We start from the raw sequence: 18826 nt of genomic DNA on the forward strand, positions 1-18826 counted from the left end.
CGGAGGATGTCCTGGCGGCCGCGTCGCGGCCGGCCGCCTGGGTCAGGACGCCGGCCGTTCGTGGTACGAGCGCCGGGTGTGCTCGGTGTGTTCGCGCATCAGCCGGGTGGCCCGGCTCTCGTCGCCGTCGGCGATGGCGGCGATCAGCGCGCGGTGCTCGATCCACGACTGCTGCCCGCGCCGGCGCGCCACCGGCGTGTAGTACCAGCGCACCCGGCGGTCCACCTGGGCGGCGAGGTCGGCGAGGACCGTGTTGCCGGCCAGCTCCATGATCGTGGCGTGGAAGCGCGCGTTGAGCGCGACGGCGGCGTCGACGTCGTCCGCGGCGACGGCCTCCTCGCCCTGCCCGCACAGCTCCTCGAGCCGGGCGACGCCGTCGCTGTCGGCGCTCGCGGCGGCGAGCCGGGCGGCCTCGGCCTCCAGGAGGGTGCGGACGGTGAGCAGCTGGTCGGCCTCCTCCTCCGTCGGCTCGTGCACGAACGCGCCCTGGGCGGGGCGCAGATCGACCCAGCCCTCGGTGTTGAGCCGCTGCAGCGCCTCGCGCACCGGCTGCCGGGAGACGCCGAGATGCCCGGCGAGTTCGCTCTCCACGAGGTGCTGACCGGGCCGCAGGGCGCGTGTGGTGATGAGTTCGAGCAAGGCCTCGTAGACGCGCTCGCGCAGCGGGCCGGGCCGCTCCAGTCGCGGCACCGCGCCCTGCGGCAGTCCGGTCGACAACATCGCTCCCCCTCGCGGGACTCGGTGGGACGGCACGCGCAGCAGACGATCAGTATCGATTGCCTTTCGTCTACAGTCTACGGCGCACAGCTCGCACCGCGGCGTACGGCCGCCGCAGACCCTCGGCCCCGGGGGAGCCGTCGGCGGCCGCCCCGCTCGCCTGCTCTCAGGGGCAGCGCACGACCTGCCCCGCGTACGAGAGGTTGCCGCCGAAGCCGAACAGGAGCACCGGGTCGCCGGTGGTGATCCGGCCCTGCTCGACCAGCTTGGACAGGGCCAGCGGAATGCTCGCGGCGGAGGTGTTGCCGGACTCGGTCACATCCCGGGCGACGACGGCGTTCGTGGCGCCGATGCGCTGGGCGAGGGGTTCGATGATGCGCAGGTTGGCCTGGTGGAGCACGACGGCGGCGAGGTCCTGCGGGGCGATGCCGGCGCGTTCGCAGGCCTGCCGGGCCAGCGGCGGCAGCTGGGTCGTCGCCCACCGGTAGACGGACTGGCCCTCCTGCGCGAACCGGGCCGGCTGGCCCTCGATGCGCACGGCGTGCCCCATCTCCGGCACCGACCCCCACAGCACCGGGCCGATCCCCGGCTCCTCGCCGTCGGCGCACGCCTCGACCACCGCGGCCCCGGCGCCGTCGCCGACCAGGACGCAGGTGCTGCGGTCGCTCCAGTCGGTGACGTCGGACATCTTGTCCGCGCCGATGACCAGGGCCCGACGGGCGGCACCGGCGCGGACGGTGTGATCGGCGGTGGCCAGCGCGTGGGTGAACCCGGCGCACACCACGTTGACGTCCATCGCGGCAGGACCCGGGATGCCGAGCCGGGCGGCGACCCGGGCGGCGGTGTTCGGGGAGCGGTCGATCGCGGTGGAGGTGGCGACCAGGACGAGGTCGATGTCGCCCGGCGTGAGGCCGGCCGCGGCGAGCGCCTTGGCGGCGGCGTGCGCGGCGAGTTCGTCGACGGGCTCGTCGGGCCCGGCGATGTGCCGCGTCCGGATGCCGACCCGGCTCCTGATCCACTCGTCGCTGGTGTCGACCAGCCCGGCGAGGTCCTCGTTGGTGAGGACCTTGGCGGGCTGGTAGTGGCCGACGGCGGTGATCCGTGAGCCGTTCATCTGGAGGGTCCCCCTCGTTGCCTGGACAGCGGATCCCCCAGTCTGATCAGTGACTCACGGGTACCAGGGCAGGCGAAGCGACAGGAATCGGGCGCGGGTGTTGTCGGCTTCCCTCAGAGGACGAGCCACCCGGCGAGCCGGGGCTGCGTACACCCTTGTCGACCCGCTCTCCATACTGTAGACAATATTTCGTCGACAGGATGCGCCGCCCGGGCGCCGGAGCCCTCCGGCGTCCGGCTGCGCGGTGCCGACGTGCCTCGGTTGTCGGCCGCTTCCCCTTCTCCCCGGCCGCTCCCCCTGTCCGCCCTGCTCACCACCCTCCGCGGTATCCCTCGAACCGAACGGAGTGTCCCTGTGAAAGTCGCAGTTCTCGGCGCCGGAGCCATCGGTGCCTACGTCGGCGCCGCCCTGCACCGCGCGGGCGCCGATGTGCATCTCGTCGCCCGCGGACCGCACCTCGCGGCCATGAGGCAGCACGGTGTCCGGGTGCGCAGCCCGCGCGGCGACTTCACCGCCCGCGCCCACGCCACCGACGACCCGGCCGAGATCGGCCCGGCCGACTACGTCTTCCTCGGCCTGAAGGCCAACTCCTACGCGGCGTGCGGACCGCTGATCAAGCCGCTGCTGCACGAGAGCACGGCGGTCGTCGCCGCCCAGAACGGCATCCCCTGGTGGTACTTCCACCGGCACGGCGGCCCGCACGACGGCCGCCGCGTCGAGAGCGTGGACCCCGGCGGCGCGGTCAGTGCGGTGCTCGCGCCCGAACGGGCCGTCGGCTGCGTCGTCTACGCGGCCACCGAGCTCGAGGCCCCCGGCGTCGTACGGCACCTGGAGGGCACGCGGTTCTCGGTCGGCGAGCCCGATCGAAGCCTCTCGGACCGCTGTGTCCGCTTCAGCGAGGCGATGCGGGCCGGCGGCCTGAAATGCCCCGTCGAGCCGGACCTGCGGAGCGACATCTGGGTCAAGCTGCTCGGCAACATCTCCTTCAACCCGATCAGCGCCCTCTCCCGGGCGACCATGGCGCAGATGTGCCGGCACGGCGGCACCCGCCGGGTCATCGAGATCATGATGAACGAGACCCTCGCCGTCGCCCGCGCCCTGGGCTGCGAGCCCGGCGTCTCGGTCGAGCGCCGTCTGGCCGGCGCCGAACGGGTCGGTGAGCACCGCACCTCCACGCTCCAGGACCTCGAACGCGGCAAGCCGCTCGAGCTCGACGTGCTGCTCGCGGCCGTCGTCGAACTCGCGGAGATCACCGGTGTGCCGGTGCCCACCCTGCGCACCGTGCACGCCCTGTCGGACCTGCTCGCGCTGAGGAGCGCCGCATGAGGAAGCGTCAGCCGAAGACCCGCACCGGCGGGCAGCCGAAGACCTACACCCGTCTCACCCACCCGCTGGTCCGCGATTCCCGCGACGAGCCGCTGCGCCGGGCGAGCTGGGCGGAGGCCCTGGACCGCACCGCACGCTCACTGGCCCGCAACCGGGGGGCGTTCGGCCTGTTCTCCTGCTCCCGCGCCACCAATGAGATGAACTTCGTGGCGCAGAAGTTCGCCCGGGTCGTGATGGGCACGAACAACGTCGACTCCTGCAACCGCACCTGCCACGCGCCCAGCGTCGCCGGGCTGTCGGCCGCGTTCGGCTCCGGCGGCGGCACGTCGTCGTACGCGGAGGTCGAGCACACCGACGTCATCGTGATGTGGGGCTCCAACGCCCGCTTCGCACACCCGATCTTCTTCCAGCACGTGCTGAAGGGCATCCGCAACGGCGCCCGGATGTACGCCGTCGACCCGCGCCGCACCTCCACCGCCGAGTGGGCGGAGAGCTGGCTCGGCCTGAACGTCGGCACCGACATCGCGATGGCCCACGCGATCGGCCGGGAGATCATCCACGCGGGGCTGACGAACACGGCGTTCGTGGAGCGGGCGACGACCGGCTTCGAGGAGTACCGGGCGCTCGTCGAGCCGTGGACGCCGTCCCTCGCCGAGAAGGTGACCGGGGTGCCGGCCCGCGCGATCCGGGAGCTGGCCCATGCCTACGCCCGCGCCGAGCGCGCCCAGTTGTGCTGGACCCTCGGCATCACCGAGCACCACAACGGCACCGACAACGTGCGCGCCCTGATCAACCTGGCCCTGCTGACGGGGCACGTCGGCCGCTACGGCTCCGGACTGCAACCGCTGCGCGGGCAGAACAACGTGCAGGGCGGCGGCGACATGGGCGCCATCCCCAACCGGCTGCCCGGCTTCCAGGACCTCCTCGACGCCGACGTCCGGCTGAAGTTCGAGTCGGCCTGGGACACCGCGCTCGACCCCCACTACGGGATGACCCTGACCGAGATGTTCGAGGCGATGGAGGACGGCTCCCTGCGGGCCGTGTACTGCATCGGCGAGAACCCGGCCCAGTCCGAGGCGGACAGCGAGCAGGCGGTGCGGCGGCTGAAGGAACTGGACTTCCTCGTGGTGCAGGACATCTTCCTGACCAGGACCGCCGAGCTCGCGGACGTCGTGCTGCCCGCGACCGCCGGCTGGGCGGAGACCGAGGGCACCACCACCAACAGCGAACGCCGGGTGCAGCGCGTGCGGCACGCGGTCACCCCGCCCGGTGAGGCCCGCGAGGACATCGACATCCTCTGCGACCTCGCGTCCCGCCTCGGCCGCCCCTTCGCGTACGCCGACGCCGAGGCCGTGTGGAACGAGCTGCGCGCGCTGTCCCCGGACCACCACGGCATGACGTACGCGCGACTGGAGGAGCACCAGGGCATCCAGTGGCCCTGCCCGAGCACCGACCGCCTCGAACCGCCCTATCTGCACGGGCGGTTGTGGGAGAAGGACCCGCAGGCCAGGGGAAGGCCGGCGCCGTTCGGGATCGTGCAGCACGACCCGCCGGTCGACCTCACCGACGAGAGCTACCCCCTTCGGCTCACCACCGGAAGGCGGCTCGACTCCTACAACACCGGTGTGCAGAGCGGCGGTTTCCCCTCCCCGCTCCGGCGCGGCGAGTCGATCGAGCTGAGCCCCGAGGACGCCGAGCGGTACGGGGTGGCGGCCGGTGAGCGGGTGCAGGTGACCTCGCGGCGCGGCTCGGTGGTGGCCCCGGTCCGGGTCGACCCGGCGCTGCGGCCGGGGCTCGCCTTCATGACGTTCCACTTTCCCGACGAGGTCGACACCAACCGGCTGACGATCGAGGCGAACTGCCCGATCGCCGGGACGGCGGAGTTCAAGGCGTCGGCGATCCGCATCGAGAAGCTTCCGGTCGTGACCTACGTGAGGTGAGCACGCGTGGACCTGCACTTCGGCGACAGCGAACCGACGGACGACGAACGCGCCGCGGTGGACGCCCTGCTGGGGCCCCCGGAGTCCGCCTGGGAGGGCGCCGGCCGCTCGGCGGCGGACCTGCGCTGGGCACGGGGCGGGCGTGCGGCCCGGGACCGCCGCGACCTGCTGCTGCCGGGTCTGCACGCTCTCAACGACCGCACCGGCTGGATCAGTCCGGGCGGCCTGGGCTATCTGTGCCGCCGGCTGACCGTGCCCCCGGCCGAGGCGTACGGCGTGGCCACGTTCTACGCGATGTTCTCGCTGCGGCCCCGGCCCGCGACCGTGCTGCACGTGTGCACCGACCTGGCCTGCGCGGCGGCCGGCGCTCAGGAGCTGTGCGCCGGTGTGGAGTCCCGGCTCGGCCCGGGCAGCGGCGTGCACGTCGAACGCGGCCCCTGTCTCGGCCTGTGCGAACGCGCCCCGGCCGCCCTCGCGATCCGGGCCGGCGACCCGGTGCGTACGGCGGTGGCGGCCCCGGCGACCGCCGACGCCGCCCGGCTCGCGGCGACCGCACCGGACTCCGCGCCCGGGGAGCCGGGTGCCGTCGACGCCGTACCGCAGGCGGGTGACGACGCTCTGGTCCTGCTGCGCCGGGTCGGTGCCGTCGATCCCGAATCCCTCGACGACTACCGCGCCCACGGCGGCTACACGGCCCTGCGCCGCGCCTTCGCGCTCGGCCCGGCCGGGGTGATCCGCGAGGTCACCGACGCGGGTCTGCTCGGGCGCGGCGGCGCCGCCTTCCCCACGGGCCGCAAGTGGCAGGCCACGGCGTCCCAGCCCGACCATCCGCACTACCTGGTGTGCAACGCGGACGAGTCCGAACCGGGCACCTTCAAGGACCGGGTGCTGCTGGAGGGCGATCCGTTCGCGCTGGTGGAGGCGATGACGATCGCGGCGTACGCGACCGGCGCGCACCGCGGGTACCTGTATCTGCGCGGCGAGTACCCGCGCGCCCTGAGGCGCGTGGAACACGCCGTCGCGCAGGCCCGCGCCCGGGGTCTGCTCGGCGACGACGTCCTCGGCCAGGGCTACGCCTTCGACATCGAGATCCGGCGCGGCGCGGGCGCCTACATCTGCGGTGAGGAGACCGCGCTGTTCAACTCGATCGAGGGCCGCCGCGGCGAGCCGCGCTCCAAGCCGCCGTTCCCGGTGGTGAAGGGCCTGTTCGGCAAGCCGACGGTGGAGAACAACGTCGAGACGCTGGTGAACGTCCTGCCGATCCTCACCCTGGGCGCCCGGGCGTACGCGGCGATCGGCACCGAAGGCTCCACCGGCCCGAAGCTGTACTGCGTGTCCGGCGTCGTGGCCCGGCCCGGCGTGTACGAACTGCCCTTCGGCGCCACGCTCGGTGAGCTGCTGGACCTGGCCGGGGCGGGCGAGGGGCTGCGGGCGGTGCTGCTCGGCGGCGCGGCGGGCGGTTTCGTGCGGGACGACGAGCGGGACATCCCGCTCACCTTCGAGGGCACGCGTGCCGCCGGCACCACACTCGGGTCGGGCGTGGTCATGGCGTTCGACGACAGGGTGCCGCTGCCCCGGCTGCTGCTGCGCATCGCGGAGTTCTTCCGCGACGAGTCGTGCGGACAGTGCGTGCCGTGCCGGGTCGGCACCGTGCGCCAGCAGGAGGCGCTGACCCGGCTGCTGGAGCGCCGGGGCACGGCGGCCGCCGACGACATCGCGCTGCTGCGGGAGGTCGGCCGCGCGATGCGGGACGCCTCGATCTGCGGTCTCGGGCAGACCGCGTGGAACGCCGTGGAATCCGCCATCGACCGTCTGGGGGCCTACGCATGACCGCGATACCGCTCGGAGTGCCGCGCCGGCTGGTGGAGTGCACGGTCGACGGTCAGGAGGCGCGGGTGCCCGAGGGCGCGACGGTCCTCGACGCCTGCCGCGCCGCCGGGCAGGACGTGCCGACCCTGTGCCACGGCGACACGCTCACCCCGAAGAACGCCTGCCGGGTGTGCGTGGTGGAGGTGGCGGGGGCGCGCACCCTGGTGCCGGCCTGCTCACGGGCGGCGGAGCCCGGCATGGAGGTCCGCACCGACACCGAACGCGCCCGGCACAGCCGCAAGGTCGTCCTGGAACTGCTGGCCTCCTCGGCCGATCTGTCGACCACGCCGGGGGCGGCGGAGTGGATCGCTCGGTACGGCGCCGAACCGGACCGCTTCGGCCCGGACGCGGCGCGGCCGAACGAGGAGCCGAAGGTCGACAACGACCTCTACGTGCGCGACTACGACAAGTGCATCCTGTGCTACAAGTGCGTCGACGCATGCGGTGAGCAGTGGCAGAACACCTTCGCGATCTCCGTCGCCGGCCGTGGCTTCGACGCGCGGATCGCCGTCGAGCACGACGCGCCGCTGCCCGACTCGGCGTGTGTGTACTGCGGCAACTGCATCGAGGTGTGTCCGACGGGGGCGCTGTCGTTCAGGTCGGAGTTCGACATGCGGGCCGCCGGGACCTGGGACGAGGCGCGGCAGAGCGAGACGACGACGGTGTGCGCGTACTGCGGGGTGGGCTGCAACCTGACCTTGCATGTGCAGGACAATGAGATCGTGAAGGTCACCTCTCCGCACGACAACCCGGTGACCCATGGCAACCTCTGCATCAAGGGGCGCTTCGGCTACCAGCACGTACAGAACCGGGACCGACCGGGACGGATGGGGACATGGGACGAGTGACGGAACGACGCAAGGTGATCCGCGTACGGGACGGAGCGGTGTCCGCCCGCCCGGACACGCTCGTCGCCGAGGAACCCCTGGAGATCCGGCTCGACGGCAAGCCCCTCGCCATCACCATGCGCACCCCCGGTGACGACTTCGCGCTGGCGGCGGGGTTCCTGGTCAGCGAGGGCGTCCTGGCGGAGGCGTCCGACCTGCTCAACATCGTGTACTGCGCGGGCGCCACGGCGGACGGTTCCAACACCTACAACGTCGTCGACGTCCACACCGCCCCGCACGTGGCCGCCCCGGACATCACCCTGGAGCGCAACGTCTACACGACGTCGTCCTGCGGTCTGTGCGGCAAGGCCAGCCTGGACGCCGTGCGCACCACGGCCCGCTGGCCCATCGCCGACACACCCCCGCTGCGGGTGACGCCGGAGCTGCTGGCGGGCCTGCCCGACCGGCTGCGCGCCGCCCAGCGGGTGTTCGACCGCACCGGCGGTCTGCACGCGGCCGCGCTGTTCTCGGAGGACGGTGACCTGCTGGACGTCCGCGAGGACGTGGGCCGGCACAACGCGGTGGACAAGCTGGTCGGGCGGGCCCTGCAGAACGGGGACCTGCCCCTGTCCCGCACGATCCTGCTGGTGTCCGGGCGCGCCTCGTTCGAGCTGGCGCAGAAGGCGGTGATGGCGGGCATCCCGGTGCTGGCGGCGGTGTCGGCGCCGTCGTCGCTGGCGGTGGACCTGGCGGCGGAGGCGGGCCTGACCCTGGTGGGCTTCCTGCGCGGCGCCTCCATGAACGTGTACGCGGGCGAGGACCGCATGGCCCTGAAGGCCACGGCCGGCGAGGGCTGACGTCCTGCCCGCGACACGACGGCGGGGCTCCGCCCGGCGGGGAGCGCCCCCTGCGCCGGCGGGGCCCCGCCTCAGCTCTCCCCGGTTGTTCCGCTGACGCGGACCAGCATCTCCACGAACCGCTCCCGCTCCTGCGCCGGCAGCGGCGCCAGCAGTTCGGCGTTGGCCGCGCGGGCCGCCTCCTCGCACCGCTGAAGCATCCGCTCCCCCTCCGGCGTGAGCCGTACGGCGTTCTTGCGGCGGTCCTTCGGGTCCGGTTCGCGCCGGACCAGGGAGGCGGACTGGAGGTCGTTGAGGACGCCGACCAGGTCCTTGGGGTCGAGGCCGACACTGCGGCCGAGGTCGGCCTGAGCGACCGGTGCGAGGTCGCGGACGGCGGAGAGCACCACGTGGTGCCACATCTTCATGCCCTGCGTGGCGAGCGCCTCGGCGACCAGGGCACGCCCGCGTGCGGCGGCGCGCCCGAGCAGCCAGCTGGGCAGGGAGCGGATCGCGGGCAGCGGTGCTTCGGCCATGCGCACACCCTATCCGGAAAACATTGGTCTCCCCAACGAATAACCATTGGACTTCCCCATGACATGCCCTATCGTTGGGACTCCCAACGAATTCATGGGCATGCCCCACGATCCCCGGAGGTCCACCATGCGCCGCATCCGATACGACCGCCCGGCCGGCCCCCTCTTCCTCGAGGAGACCCCCGTCCCGGAGCCCGGCCCCGGCGAACTGCTCGTGCGCTGCGAGGCGATCGGCGTCACCCTCCCCGTCGTGCGCAAGGTCACCGAGGCGGCGCAGCCCATCGCGCTCGGCGGCGAGATCGCCGGTGAGGTCGTGGCCGTCGGCGAGGGCGTGACCCGCTGGACGCCCGGCGACCGGGTGACCGGGCTGTGCTTCGGCCACGGCTACGCCGACTTCGCGCTGCTGCAGGACGCGATGGCCTCACCCGTGCCGGACACGGCCTCCGCCGTCGACGCCGTCGCCCTCGTGCGCAGCGGCCTCGTCGCCTACGGCGCCCTGGACGCGGCCCGCCCCGAGCCCGGCGAGACGGCGCTGGTCACGGCCGCCGCGAGCGGTGTCGGTCAGCTGGCCGTGCAGCTGGCCCGGATACGCGGCGCGGCCCGGGTGACCGGCGCCGTCTCCGACCCGGCCAAGGCCGGCTTCGTGCGCGCGCTCGGCGCCGACGAGGTCGTGGTGTACGGCGACGACCGCTGGGGCGAACCGGCCGACTACGCACTGGACGCCGTCGGCGGCGAGCTGCTCACCCCGACCCTCGCCGCGCTCGCCCCCGGCGGCCGGCTGGTGGCGTACAGCTCGGGCGGCGGGACCGTCCAGGCGTACGACCTGCTGGTGGGCGCGAAATCCGTCATCGGGTTCCAGATGGCCCGCATCGCCCGGGGTCGGCCGGCACTCTACGAGCAGTGGCGGGCGGAGCTGTGGCGGCTGTTCACGGACGGCTCGCTGAAGCCCGCCGTGCACGGGGAGTTCGCGCTCACCGACGCCGGGAAGGCGCACGAGGTGATTGAGAACCGGGCGAATCTGGGCAAAGTCATTCTGATCCCATGATCCACTCAGCCCGTCCGGGAGACGACGTCCGCCATGCCCCCATGCCGCCGTACCCGCCTCGGCCTCGTCACGGCCGCCGTCTGCACGGTGGCCGTTCCGCTGGTCGCGGCACCCTCGCCCGCGCAGGGCCTCACCCGGCCGGCGTTCGCTCAGCAGGTCCTCTTCCGGGCGGCCGGCGATTCCCCCTACGCCTGCTTCCGCATCCCGGCGCTCGTGCGGACGAACGCCGGCACCCTGCTCGCCTTCGCCGAGGCCCGGGCACACACCTGCGGGGACGCCGGTGACATCGACATCGTCGTCCGGCGCTCCACCGACGGCGGACGCAGCTGGGGGCCCCTGACGGTCGTCAACGACGGCGGCGGCGACACGCACGGCAACCCGGCACCCGTCGTCGACCGCACCACCGGCCGCGTCCTGCTCGCCGAGACCTACAACACCGGCCGCGCCGACGCCCGCGGCTGCGCCGCCCCCTGCGAGCGCACCCCGCACCTTCAGTACAGCGACGACGACGGCCGGACCTGGTCGGCGCCGCGCGCCCTCGGCACCGAGGTCCGGCCGGCGCACTGGAACTCCTGGTACGCCACCGGCCCCGGGCACGGCATCCAGCTCACCCGGGGCGCGCACGCCGGCCGGCTCGTGATCGGCGTCAACGCCGAGAGCTGGGCGGGCGGCCGGATCACCGCCAACCAGGCCGCGCTGATCGTCAGCGACGACCACGGCGCCCACTGGCGGCTGGGCGCCACCGGCACCTGGCCCGTGGCCGCCGACGGCACCTTCCGGCAGAAGCCCTCGGAGCTGAGCCCGGCCCAGCGCACGGACGGTGCGCTGCTGGTCAGCGGCCGGGAACAGGACGGCACCGACCTCGGCCACCGCACCCAGGCCGTCAGCCGGGACGGCGGCGACCGCTTCACCTCCCCCTTCCGGGCCCTGCCCGACCTGTACGCGCCGCAGGTCCAGGGATCCGTGCTGCGGCTGGGCGACCGCCTCCTGCTGGCCTGCCCCGGCGACCCCGACCGCCGCCGCACCCTGCTGATCCGCTCCTCGCACGACGGGGGCCGCACCTGGGACGGCGCCGACCGCGGCACGGTCGTCACCCGGGACCGGTCCGGCTACTCCGACCTGGCCGGGATCGCCCCCGCCACCGTCGGTCTGCTCTACGAGGGCGGGACAGCCGACGCCCGCGAGGAGATCCGCTTCGCCCGTTTCACCGAGGACTGGCTCACCCCGCGCCGCGGCCCCGACCCGACCACCCCCGACCTGGCTCCGCACGGCCGGCCCGCCGCGGTCCTCGGCCACCCGCGCCGGACGGCCGGCGTGCGCGGCGGCGCCCTGGAGTTCGACGGCACCGACGACGCCGTACGCCTGCCGTATCGTGCGCGGCTGCCGCTGGGCACCGGGGACTTCACCGTCTCCGTGTACTTCCGTCACACGGCGACGGCCGGGGAACAGCCGCTGGTGTGGATGGGCGGAGTCGGCGCCTCGCAGCCGCAGGTGTGGCTGGGCGCCGAGCCGGCCGAGAACCGTGTCGTGGGTCTGATCACCGTGCGGGCCGGCGCCGCGGCACCGCGGACCGCGTCCGTGAGCGCGAGGAGCGCGTACAACGACGGCCGGTGGCACCGCGCGGTGCTGCGCCGGGGCGGCGGCCGCCTGTCGCTGTCCGTCGACGGCACGGAGACCTCCGCCGCCGCCCCGCCGGGCTCGGTCAGCCGGACGTCGCCCTTCGGCGTGCACCTCGGTCAGCGCATGGACGGCCGGGTCTTCTTCACCGGCGCGCTCGACGAGGTACGGGTGTGGGACCGGGCGCTGAGCGACGGGGAGCTGAGGCGTCCGCGGCTGCCGGGCTCAGCGCAGGACGTGGTCCTGGCGCTGCCCCTGGACCGGGTGAGCCGCTGAGCCCTCGGCGTCCGCCTCGGGGTCGCGGGCGCGGCGTTTGGCGATCACCGCGCACACCATCAGCTGCATCTGGTGGAACAGCATCAGCGGCAGCACGGCCAGCGAGGCCTGCGGACCGAACAGCACGCCGGCCATGGGCAGCCCCGACGCCAGCGACTTCTTCGACCCGGCGAACTGGATCGCGATGCGGTCCGCGCGGCCGAAGCCCAGTGCCTTCGCGCCGTACCAGGTCAGCAGCAGCATCACCGCGAGCAGCGCCGCCTCGACGACGAGCAGCCCGCCGAGGCGGACGGGGCTGACCTGATGCCAGATGCCACGGACCATGCCCTCGCTGAACGCCGTGTACACGACGAGCAGGATCGAACCGCGGTCGACCAGCCCGAGCACCTTCTTGTGCCGGGCGACGAAGCCGCCGATCCAGCGGCGCAGCAGCTGTCCGGCGACGAACGGCACCAGCAGCTGCAGCACGATCTGCACCACCGAGTCGGCGGAGAAGCCGCCCGCGCTGCTGCCGAGCAGCCCGGCCGCCAGCAGCGGGGTGACGACGATGCCGACCAGGGAGGAGAAGGAGCCGGCGCAGATCGCGGCGGGCACGTTGCCGCGCGCCATGGAGGTGAAGGCGATGGAGGACTGGATGGTGGACGGCACCAGCGTCAGGAAGAGCAGGCCCTGGTAGAGCGGCTGGGTGAGGAAGACCGGGACCAGTGCGCGGGCGGCCAGGCCCAGCAGCGGGAAGATCACGAAGGTGCAGGCGAGGACGGTGCCGTGCAGCCGCCAGTGCCTGAGGCCGTCCAGCGCCTCACGGGTGGACAGCCTCGCGCCGTACAGGAAGAACAGGAACGCGATCGCCACGGTGGACGCGCCGGAGGCCACGTCGGCGCCCGTGCCGCGCGCCGGGAGCAGCGCGGCGAGACCCACCGTGCCGAGCAACAGCACGATGTAGGGGTCGATCGGCATCCAGCTCGGCCACTGCAGGCGTTTCACGGTGCTCCACGTGCTCGGTCGTCGGTGCGTGCGGGCCGTACCGGCCCGCCCCTGTCCGAGGCCCGGAGGGCCCCCTTCCATCCTGCTCCCCCGCACCGTGATCGGGAATCCGGCATACGGCTCTGACTGTCATCACGTTTCATGATGAGCGGTTAGGGTGGCAGGCGTGTACGACCCCTCCCAGCTGCGCACGTTCCTCGCCGTGGCGCAGACGCTGAGCTTCACGCAGGCCGCGCGGCGGCTCGGGCTGCGCCAGTCGACGGTCAGCCAGCACGTGCGGCGGCTGGAGGACGCCACCGGGCGCACCCTGTTCACCCGGGACACGCACGCGGTGGAGCTGACCGAGGACGGGGAGGCGATGCTGGGCTTCGCGCGCCGCATCCTGGAGGTGCACGAGCAGGCGACGGCCTTCTTCACGGGGACCCGGCTGCGCGGCCGGCTGCGCTTCGGCGCGTCGGAGGACTTCGTGCTGACCCGGCTGCCGGAGATCCTGGAGGGTTTCCGGTACGACCATCCCGAGGTCGACCTGGAGCTGACCGTGGAGCTGTCCGGCACGCTGCACGAGCAGCTGGCGGCCGGGAAGCTCGACCTGGTGCTGGCCAAGCGGCGCCCGCAGGATCCGCGCGGGGAGCTGGTGTGGCGGGACGAGCTGGTGTGGATCGGCGCGGAGCGGCTGCGCCTGGACCCCGACCGTCCCGTCCCGTTGATCGTCTACCCGCCGCCCGGCATCACCCGGGCGCTCGCCATGGAGGCGCTGCAGCGGGCGGGGCGCCCGTGGCGGATCGCCTGCACCAGCGGCAGCCTGAACGGTCTGATCGCGGCGGCCCGCGCGGGACTCGGGGTGATGGCGCACTCCCGTGGCCTGGTCCCGCCCGGCCTGGTGCGCGTCCCGGACCGGGCCGGCCTGCCGGAGCTGTCGGGCGTCGACTTCGTCCTGGTCCACGGCCACCGCCGCCCCTCCGCCCAGGACGCCGCCGACGCCCTGGCCGCGGCGGTCCTGTCGGGCGGCGACCGACTGCAGCGGCGCGGACGGACCGGCGTCGGCTGACGGACCGGGAGCGGCTTCAGCGGGCCGGCATGGGATAGGTGAGCTGCTTGACCCGCCGCAGGAAGGGGCTGGCCTCCACGTGCTGGACGCCCGAGAGCCGGCCGAGGGGGCCGCTGAGGTACGCGTACAGCTCGGCGGTGTCGCGGAAGACGGCGGTCGCGGTGAGGTTGGACGGGCCGGCGGTCGCGGCGGCGTGGGCGATCCGGTCGTGCGTGGCGAGCGCCTCGCCGACCGCGTGCAGGGTGGCGGGGGTGGTGGTGATCCACAGTGCGGCGGCCGTCGGGAAGCCGAAGATCTCCGAGTGGTACTCGACGTCGATGTAGAGGGCTCCCGAGCCGAGCAGGGTGGCCAGCCGGCGTTTCACGGCGGACTCCGAGCGGCCGGTGGCACGCTGGAGTTCCGGGTAGCCCGCCCGGCCGTCGCGCTCGAGAACGGCCAGCAGCGGCTCGTCGGAGGGGTCGATGCGGGCGGGTCCCGCGTCGTCGACGGGCTCCGGGCGCAGGGCCGCGATCTCGTCGTCCCGCAGCACTCCGAACTTGCCGAGCCAGCCCGTCGGGCCGCCGTAGAAACGGTGCAGCATCTGGTGGGCGCGGATCTCCAGCACGCGCGGGGTGCGCGGCAGCTTGCCGAGCAGCAGGTCGTCACGGTCCCCGGCGCTGCGCGGCCGGGTGCCGCAGACGACCTCCGTGCCGCCGGAGGCGAGGCCGATCCAGTTGGTGTCGGGCCGTTTGGCGAGCGCGTCGGCGATGGCCAGGGCGGCGTCGGGGACGCAGCGCAGCCGCAGCGTCCACTGGTCCTGGCCGAGCCGTTCCGCGTCGCGGACCGCGACGACCCGCAGACCGCCCTGCGCGCACAGCCTGCGGTAGCGGCGGGCGACGGTCTGGTCGGACGCCCCGAGCACGGAGCCGAGCCGGCTGAAGGAAGCCCGGCCGTTCAGTTCCAGCGCGCACAGAAGCCGCAGGTCCAGCTCGTCGAAGGTGTCGGATTCCCACTCCAGCATGCGCTCTCCCGTCGGATTCCGTCGCCTACCGGGCCTGTGGGCCTGCGATCGTCCGCGCGCGGCTCATCGTACGGAATCGGCGCGGACGCGTCGCGACGAGGACGAGGAGTTGAGGACATGCGCACATGGGGGCCGCTGACGGCGGTGTGCCTGGGCACGTTCATGTTGTTGCTGGATGTGACGATCGCGGTGGTGGCGCTGCCGGACATGGCACGCGCCCTGCATGCGTCGCTGAGCGATCTGCAGTGGGTGATGGACGGGTACGCCCTCGCGCTGGCCGCGCTGCTGCTGGGGGTGGGCGCGGCGGCCGATGTGCTGGGCCGGCGCCGGGTGCACGTGGCCGGCGTGGCGCTGTTCGCGGTGGCGTCGCTGCTGTGCGGGCTGGCGGACGGGCCGGGTCTGCTGGTGGCGGCCCGCTGCCTGCAGGGCGTCGGCGCGGCGGCGATGTTCGCCACCACGCTGCCGCTGCTGGGCGCGGTCTACCAGGGCCGGCAGCGGTCGGCGGCGCTCGGCGTGTGGGGCGCGGTGAGCGGCGCGGCAGCCGCGGTCGGGCCCGTCGTGGGCGGGCTGCTGACCGCCGGGCCCGGCTGGCGGTGGATCTTCTTCGTGAACCTGCCGGTGAGCGTCGCCTCGGTGTGGCTGACCCTGCGGGTGGTGCCGGAGTCGCACGGCGAGCGCCGGCGCCGTATCGACCTGGCGGGCACGGCGGCCTTCGCCGCGTTCGCGGGGGCCCTGACGTACGGGGCGGTGCGGGCCGGGTCGCACGGCTGGTCGGAGTCCGGGACGCTGCTGTCCTTCGCCCTCGCGGTGCTGGCGCTGGTGTGCTTCGTCGTGGTCGAGCTGCGGGTGACCGACCCGCTGCTGGATCCGCGGCTGTTCCGGCGGCCCGCGTTCACGAGCGTGATGGTGGGGGCGTTCGCCTTCAACCCGGCGGCGTTCGCCGTGATGGCGTACTCCTCGATCTGGCTGCAGACCCTGCTCGGGATGAGCCCGGTGCGCGGCGGCCTGGTGTTCCTGTGGCTGTCGCTGGCGTCGTTCGTGGTGGCGGCGCTGGGCGGCCGGCTGCTGCACGGGGTGCCGGCCCGGCTCACCGTGGGCGGCGGACTGCTGCTGATCGGCGCCGGCCAGTTCTGCTCGGCGGTGCTGGACGCGGGATCGACGGCGACGGCGCTGGTTCCGGGCCTGGTCCTGGTCGGCATCGGCACCGGCCTGGTCTCCCCGGGGATGGCGGGCGCGGCGCTGGCCGTGGTGGAGCCGCAGCGGGCCGGCATGGCGGGCGGTGCGGTCAACACCTTCCGTCAGCTCGGCTACGCGCTCGGCATCGCCGTCTTCGGCACGGTGCTGACGTCGAGGATGGAGGACGACCTGCCGTCGGGCGCGGCGCACACGCTGGCCGGGGGTGGCGCGGGCGCCCTGCGCGGCTCGTTCTCCGAGCACGTGCTGCGCTCCGCGTTCGCCTCGGGGCTGAACACGGCGTCCGTCGCGGCGGGCGCGGTGGCCGTGATCGGCGGCGCGCTGGTGCTGGCGCTGGCCCGCTCCCCGCGGGCACAGCGGCCCGCGGTGACGGAATCGGGGGCGCGGACGCTGACCGAAGTGAAGCGCTGACGACCTGCCCGCCGCACCCCGCGACCCGGTCGTACAGATTCGGTGGAGATCTGACTGCCGAAACTTACGGAACCGTCGGTTTTCTGTCCGACCCTTCCGTATGTGCGCCCATTTTCCGTCCATGACCAGCGGCGGCCTCCGCGCCGCCCGCCGCGCTCGCCCCTCCCGTCCCGCCGCCGCGTGGGGTAGCTTTCACGGCGCTGCGCGGGCGCCAAGGACGAGCCGGGCGCCGGGACCGGGGAGCGGGGAGCGGGTTTGCGCGAGTACACCAACCCTCCGTTGGCGCTGTCGCCGCCGGTGGGCGGTCTGGCCGACGTCGTCTTCCGGCATGCCGAGACCGATCCGCTGCACGTCGCGCTCGGCCGCAAGGACGACGCCGGGCAGTGGCGGGACGTGACCGCCGCGGAGTTCCGCGACGAGGTGCTGGCGCTGGCCAAGGGGTTGCTCGCGAGCGGCATCCGGTTCGGCGACCGGGTCGCGATCATGTCCCGGACCCGCTACGAGTGGACGCTGTTCGACTTCGCGCTGTGGACGATCGGGGCCCAGGTGGTGCCGGTGTACCCGACCTCGTCGGCCGAGCAGTGCTTCTGGATGCTGTACGACGCCGAGTGCACGGCGGCGATCGTGGAGCACGAGGACCACGCGATGACGATCGCCACCGTCATCGACCGGCTGCCGAGGCTGCGCCGGCTGTGGCAGCTCGACGAGGGTGCCGTGCAGGAGCTGTACGACGCCGGCGCCCACCTGGAGGACGACGTGGTGCAGCGCCACCGCGAGGCGGTCACCCCGGAGTCGGCGGCCACGATCATCTACACCTCCGGCACCACCGGCCGCCCCAAGGGCTGTGTGATCTCGCACGGCAACTTCATGTACGAGGCGGACACGGTCATCGGGCACTGGGAGCCGGTGTTCCACTCGAAGAAGGGCGACGAGGCGGCGACGCTGCTGTTCCTGCCGCTGGCGCACGTCTTCGGGCGGATGGTGCAGGTCGCGGCGATCCGCGGCAAGGTCCGCTTCGGCCACCAGCCGCAGCTGAACGCGGCCGCGCTGCTGCCGGACCTGCAGGCGTTCAAGCCGACGTTCATCCTGGCCGTGCCGTACATCTTCGAGAAGGTGTTCAACGCGGCGCGGCGCAAGGCGGAGAAGGACGGCAAGGCGGGGCCGTTCGAGAAGGCCGTCGAGGTGGCCGTGAAGTACGCCGAGGCGGTCGAGGCGAAGGCGTGGGGCACCGGGCCCGGCCCGTCGGCGGGCCTGCGCATGCAGCACCAGCTCTTCGACAAGCTGGTGTACGCGAAGGTCCGCGCGGCGATGGGCGGCCGGATCCGCAACGCGATGTCCGGCGGCTCGGCGATGGACCGCCGGATGGGCCTGTTCTTCGCGGGCGCCGGCGTGCAGATATTCGAGGGCTACGGCCTGACCGAGTCCACGGCGGCGGCCACCGCGAACCCGCCCGAGCGCACCCGGTACGGCACGGTGGGCCGGCCGATCCCCGGCGTGACCGTGCACATCGCCGACGACGGCGAGATCTGGCTGCGCGGCCAGAACGTCTTCCAGGGCTACCTCAACAACCCCAAGGCCACCGACCAGGCCCTGCACGACGGCTGGCTGGCCACCGGCGACCTCGGCCAGCTGGATGAGGACGGCTACCTGACCATCACCGGCCGCAAGAAGGAGATCCTGGTGACCTCGGGCGGCAAGAGCGTCTCGCCGGGGGTGCTGGAGGAGCGGGTGCGCGAACATCCGCTGGTCAACCAGTGCATCGTCGTCGGCAACGACCGGCCGTTCATCGCCGCCCTGGTCACCCTCGACCAGGAGGCCGTCGAGCACTGGCTCCAGATGCGCAACAAGCCCCGCCTCACCGCGTCGGAGCTCGTGCGCGACCCCGATCTGGAGACCGAGGTGCGCCGCGCGGTCGTCGCGGCGAACACCCTGGTGTCACAGGCCGAGTCGATCCGCACCTTCCGTATCCTCGCCCAGCCCTTCACCGAGGAGCACGGTCTGCTCACGCCGTCGCTGAAACTGAAGCGCAAGGCGATCGAGAAGGCCTACTCGCGCGAGGTGGAGGCGCTCTACCAGGTGTGAACCG

General features: G+C 73.5%; 15 protein-coding genes. 10 read left to right on the forward strand and 5 right to left on the reverse strand.

Annotated features, from left to right (window positions below):
• Positions 1–42: 42 nt before the first annotated feature.
• Complete coding sequence (locus AB0E88_RS10390; RefSeq protein ID WP_361627039.1) at positions 43–720, reverse strand: GntR family transcriptional regulator; 678 nt, start codon at positions 718–720, stop codon at positions 43–45.
• Positions 721–883: 163 nt separating this feature from the next.
• On the reverse strand, positions 884–1831 hold the full coding sequence (locus tag AB0E88_RS10395; protein WP_361627042.1) for a beta-ketoacyl-ACP synthase III: 948 nt from the start codon (positions 1829–1831) through the stop codon (positions 884–886).
• A 354-nt stretch (positions 1832–2185) separates the two neighbouring features.
• Between AB0E88_RS10395 and AB0E88_RS10400 the strand changes: the two genes are divergently transcribed.
• The 5 genes from AB0E88_RS10400 to fdhD are packed head-to-tail and all read left to right on the forward strand — an operon-like array spanning position 2186 to position 8650.
• Entirely contained in the window at positions 2186–3157 is a 972-nt protein-coding gene (locus AB0E88_RS10400; protein WP_361627046.1) for a 2-dehydropantoate 2-reductase, read from the forward strand.
• Positions 3154–5097 (forward strand): molybdopterin-dependent oxidoreductase, encoded by a 1944-nt coding sequence (locus AB0E88_RS10405; RefSeq protein WP_361627049.1) that lies wholly within the window; start codon positions 3154–3156, stop codon positions 5095–5097. Before AB0E88_RS10400 ends, AB0E88_RS10405 begins: the two co-directional genes overlap by 4 nt.
• A gap of 6 nt (positions 5098–5103) precedes the next feature.
• Positions 5104–6927: an NADH-ubiquinone oxidoreductase-F iron-sulfur binding region domain-containing protein gene (locus tag AB0E88_RS10410; RefSeq protein WP_361627052.1), complete on the forward strand. Its 1824-nt coding sequence runs from the start codon at positions 5104–5106 to the stop codon at positions 6925–6927.
• Positions 6924–7814, forward strand: coding sequence for a 2Fe-2S iron-sulfur cluster-binding protein (locus AB0E88_RS10415; protein WP_361627055.1), 891 nt, complete (start codon positions 6924–6926; stop codon positions 7812–7814). The genes AB0E88_RS10410 and AB0E88_RS10415 overlap by 4 nt, the downstream gene beginning before the upstream one ends.
• On the forward strand, positions 7802–8650 hold the full coding sequence (gene fdhD / locus AB0E88_RS10420) for a formate dehydrogenase accessory sulfurtransferase FdhD (RefSeq protein ID WP_361627057.1): 849 nt from the start codon (positions 7802–7804) through the stop codon (positions 8648–8650). Before AB0E88_RS10415 ends, fdhD begins: the two co-directional genes overlap by 13 nt.
• A 71-nt stretch (positions 8651–8721) precedes the next feature.
• Here fdhD and AB0E88_RS10425 read toward each other — a convergent pair whose 3' ends face one another.
• Positions 8722–9165 carry a MarR family winged helix-turn-helix transcriptional regulator gene (locus AB0E88_RS10425; protein WP_361627059.1) on the reverse strand — a complete coding sequence of 148 codons (444 nt, stop codon included), beginning with the start codon at positions 9163–9165 and terminating at the stop codon, positions 8722–8724.
• Positions 9166–9292: 127 nt separating this feature from the next.
• Here AB0E88_RS10425 and AB0E88_RS10430 point away from each other — a divergent pair, with 127 nt between their 5' ends.
• Both AB0E88_RS10430 and AB0E88_RS10435 read left to right on the forward strand, forming a co-directional pair.
• Positions 9293–10210: a zinc-binding dehydrogenase gene (locus AB0E88_RS10430; protein WP_361627062.1), complete on the forward strand. Its 918-nt coding sequence runs from the start codon at positions 9293–9295 to the stop codon at positions 10208–10210.
• Between the two features lie 33 nt (positions 10211–10243).
• On the forward strand, positions 10244–12103 hold the full coding sequence (locus AB0E88_RS10435) for an exo-alpha-sialidase (RefSeq protein ID WP_361627065.1): 1860 nt from the start codon (positions 10244–10246) through the stop codon (positions 12101–12103).
• Here AB0E88_RS10435 and AB0E88_RS10440 read toward each other — a convergent pair.
• Positions 12053–13087 (reverse strand): bile acid:sodium symporter family protein, encoded by a 1035-nt coding sequence (locus tag AB0E88_RS10440; protein WP_361627068.1) that lies wholly within the window; start codon positions 13085–13087, stop codon positions 12053–12055. The two genes, AB0E88_RS10435 and AB0E88_RS10440, sit on opposite strands and share 51 nt — an antisense overlap.
• A 166-nt stretch (positions 13088–13253) precedes the next feature.
• On the opposite strand from AB0E88_RS10440, the gene AB0E88_RS10445 reads away from it, so the two are divergent.
• Positions 13254–14135 (forward strand): LysR substrate-binding domain-containing protein, encoded by an 882-nt coding sequence (locus AB0E88_RS10445; RefSeq protein ID WP_361627071.1) that lies wholly within the window; start codon positions 13254–13256, stop codon positions 14133–14135.
• Between the two features lie 16 nt (positions 14136–14151).
• On the opposite strand, the gene AB0E88_RS10450 is transcribed toward AB0E88_RS10445, so the two are convergent.
• Positions 14152–15135, reverse strand: a complete 984-nt coding sequence (locus AB0E88_RS10450; RefSeq protein WP_361627074.1) for an AsnC family transcriptional regulator — start codon at positions 15133–15135, stop codon at positions 14152–14154.
• A 117-nt stretch (positions 15136–15252) separates the two neighbouring features.
• On the opposite strand from AB0E88_RS10450, the gene AB0E88_RS10455 reads away from it, so the two are divergent.
• Both AB0E88_RS10455 and AB0E88_RS10460 read left to right on the forward strand, forming a co-directional pair.
• On the forward strand, positions 15253–16740 hold the full coding sequence (locus AB0E88_RS10455; protein ID WP_361627077.1) for an MFS transporter: 1488 nt from the start codon (positions 15253–15255) through the stop codon (positions 16738–16740).
• A 255-nt stretch (positions 16741–16995) separates the two neighbouring features.
• Positions 16996–18822, forward strand: coding sequence for an AMP-dependent synthetase/ligase (locus tag AB0E88_RS10460; protein ID WP_361627080.1), 1827 nt, complete (start codon positions 16996–16998; stop codon positions 18820–18822).
• The last annotated feature ends 4 nt before the right edge of the window (positions 18823–18826 follow it).

The sequence above is a fragment of the Streptomyces sp. NPDC028635 genome (assembly GCF_040637635.1).
Classification (GTDB): domain Bacteria; phylum Actinomycetota; class Actinomycetes; order Streptomycetales; family Streptomycetaceae; genus Streptomyces.

Excerpts from the sequence above, each read along its gene's own strand:
- fdhD (WP_361627057.1), top strand. The coding sequence starts at position 7,802 with ATGGGACGAGTGACGGAACGACGCAAGGTGATCCGCGTACGGGACGGA.
- AB0E88_RS10435 (WP_361627065.1), top strand. The coding sequence starts at position 10,244 with ATGCCCCCATGCCGCCGTACCCGCCTCGGCCTCGTCACGGCCGCCGTC.
- AB0E88_RS10425 (WP_361627059.1), bottom strand. The coding sequence starts at position 9,165 with ATGGCCGAAGCACCGCTGCCCGCGATCCGCTCCCTGCCCAGCTGGCTG.
- AB0E88_RS10405 (WP_361627049.1), top strand. The coding sequence starts at position 3,154 with ATGAGGAAGCGTCAGCCGAAGACCCGCACCGGCGGGCAGCCGAAGACC.
- AB0E88_RS10395 (WP_361627042.1), bottom strand. The coding sequence starts at position 1,831 with ATGAACGGCTCACGGATCACCGCCGTCGGCCACTACCAGCCCGCCAAG.
- AB0E88_RS10450 (WP_361627074.1), bottom strand. The coding sequence starts at position 15,135 with ATGCTGGAGTGGGAATCCGACACCTTCGACGAGCTGGACCTGCGGCTT.
- AB0E88_RS10390 (WP_361627039.1), bottom strand. The coding sequence starts at position 720 with ATGTTGTCGACCGGACTGCCGCAGGGCGCGGTGCCGCGACTGGAGCGG.
- AB0E88_RS10430 (WP_361627062.1), top strand. The coding sequence starts at position 9,293 with ATGCGCCGCATCCGATACGACCGCCCGGCCGGCCCCCTCTTCCTCGAG.
- AB0E88_RS10455 (WP_361627077.1), top strand. The coding sequence starts at position 15,253 with ATGCGCACATGGGGGCCGCTGACGGCGGTGTGCCTGGGCACGTTCATG.
- AB0E88_RS10415 (WP_361627055.1), top strand. The coding sequence starts at position 6,924 with ATGACCGCGATACCGCTCGGAGTGCCGCGCCGGCTGGTGGAGTGCACG.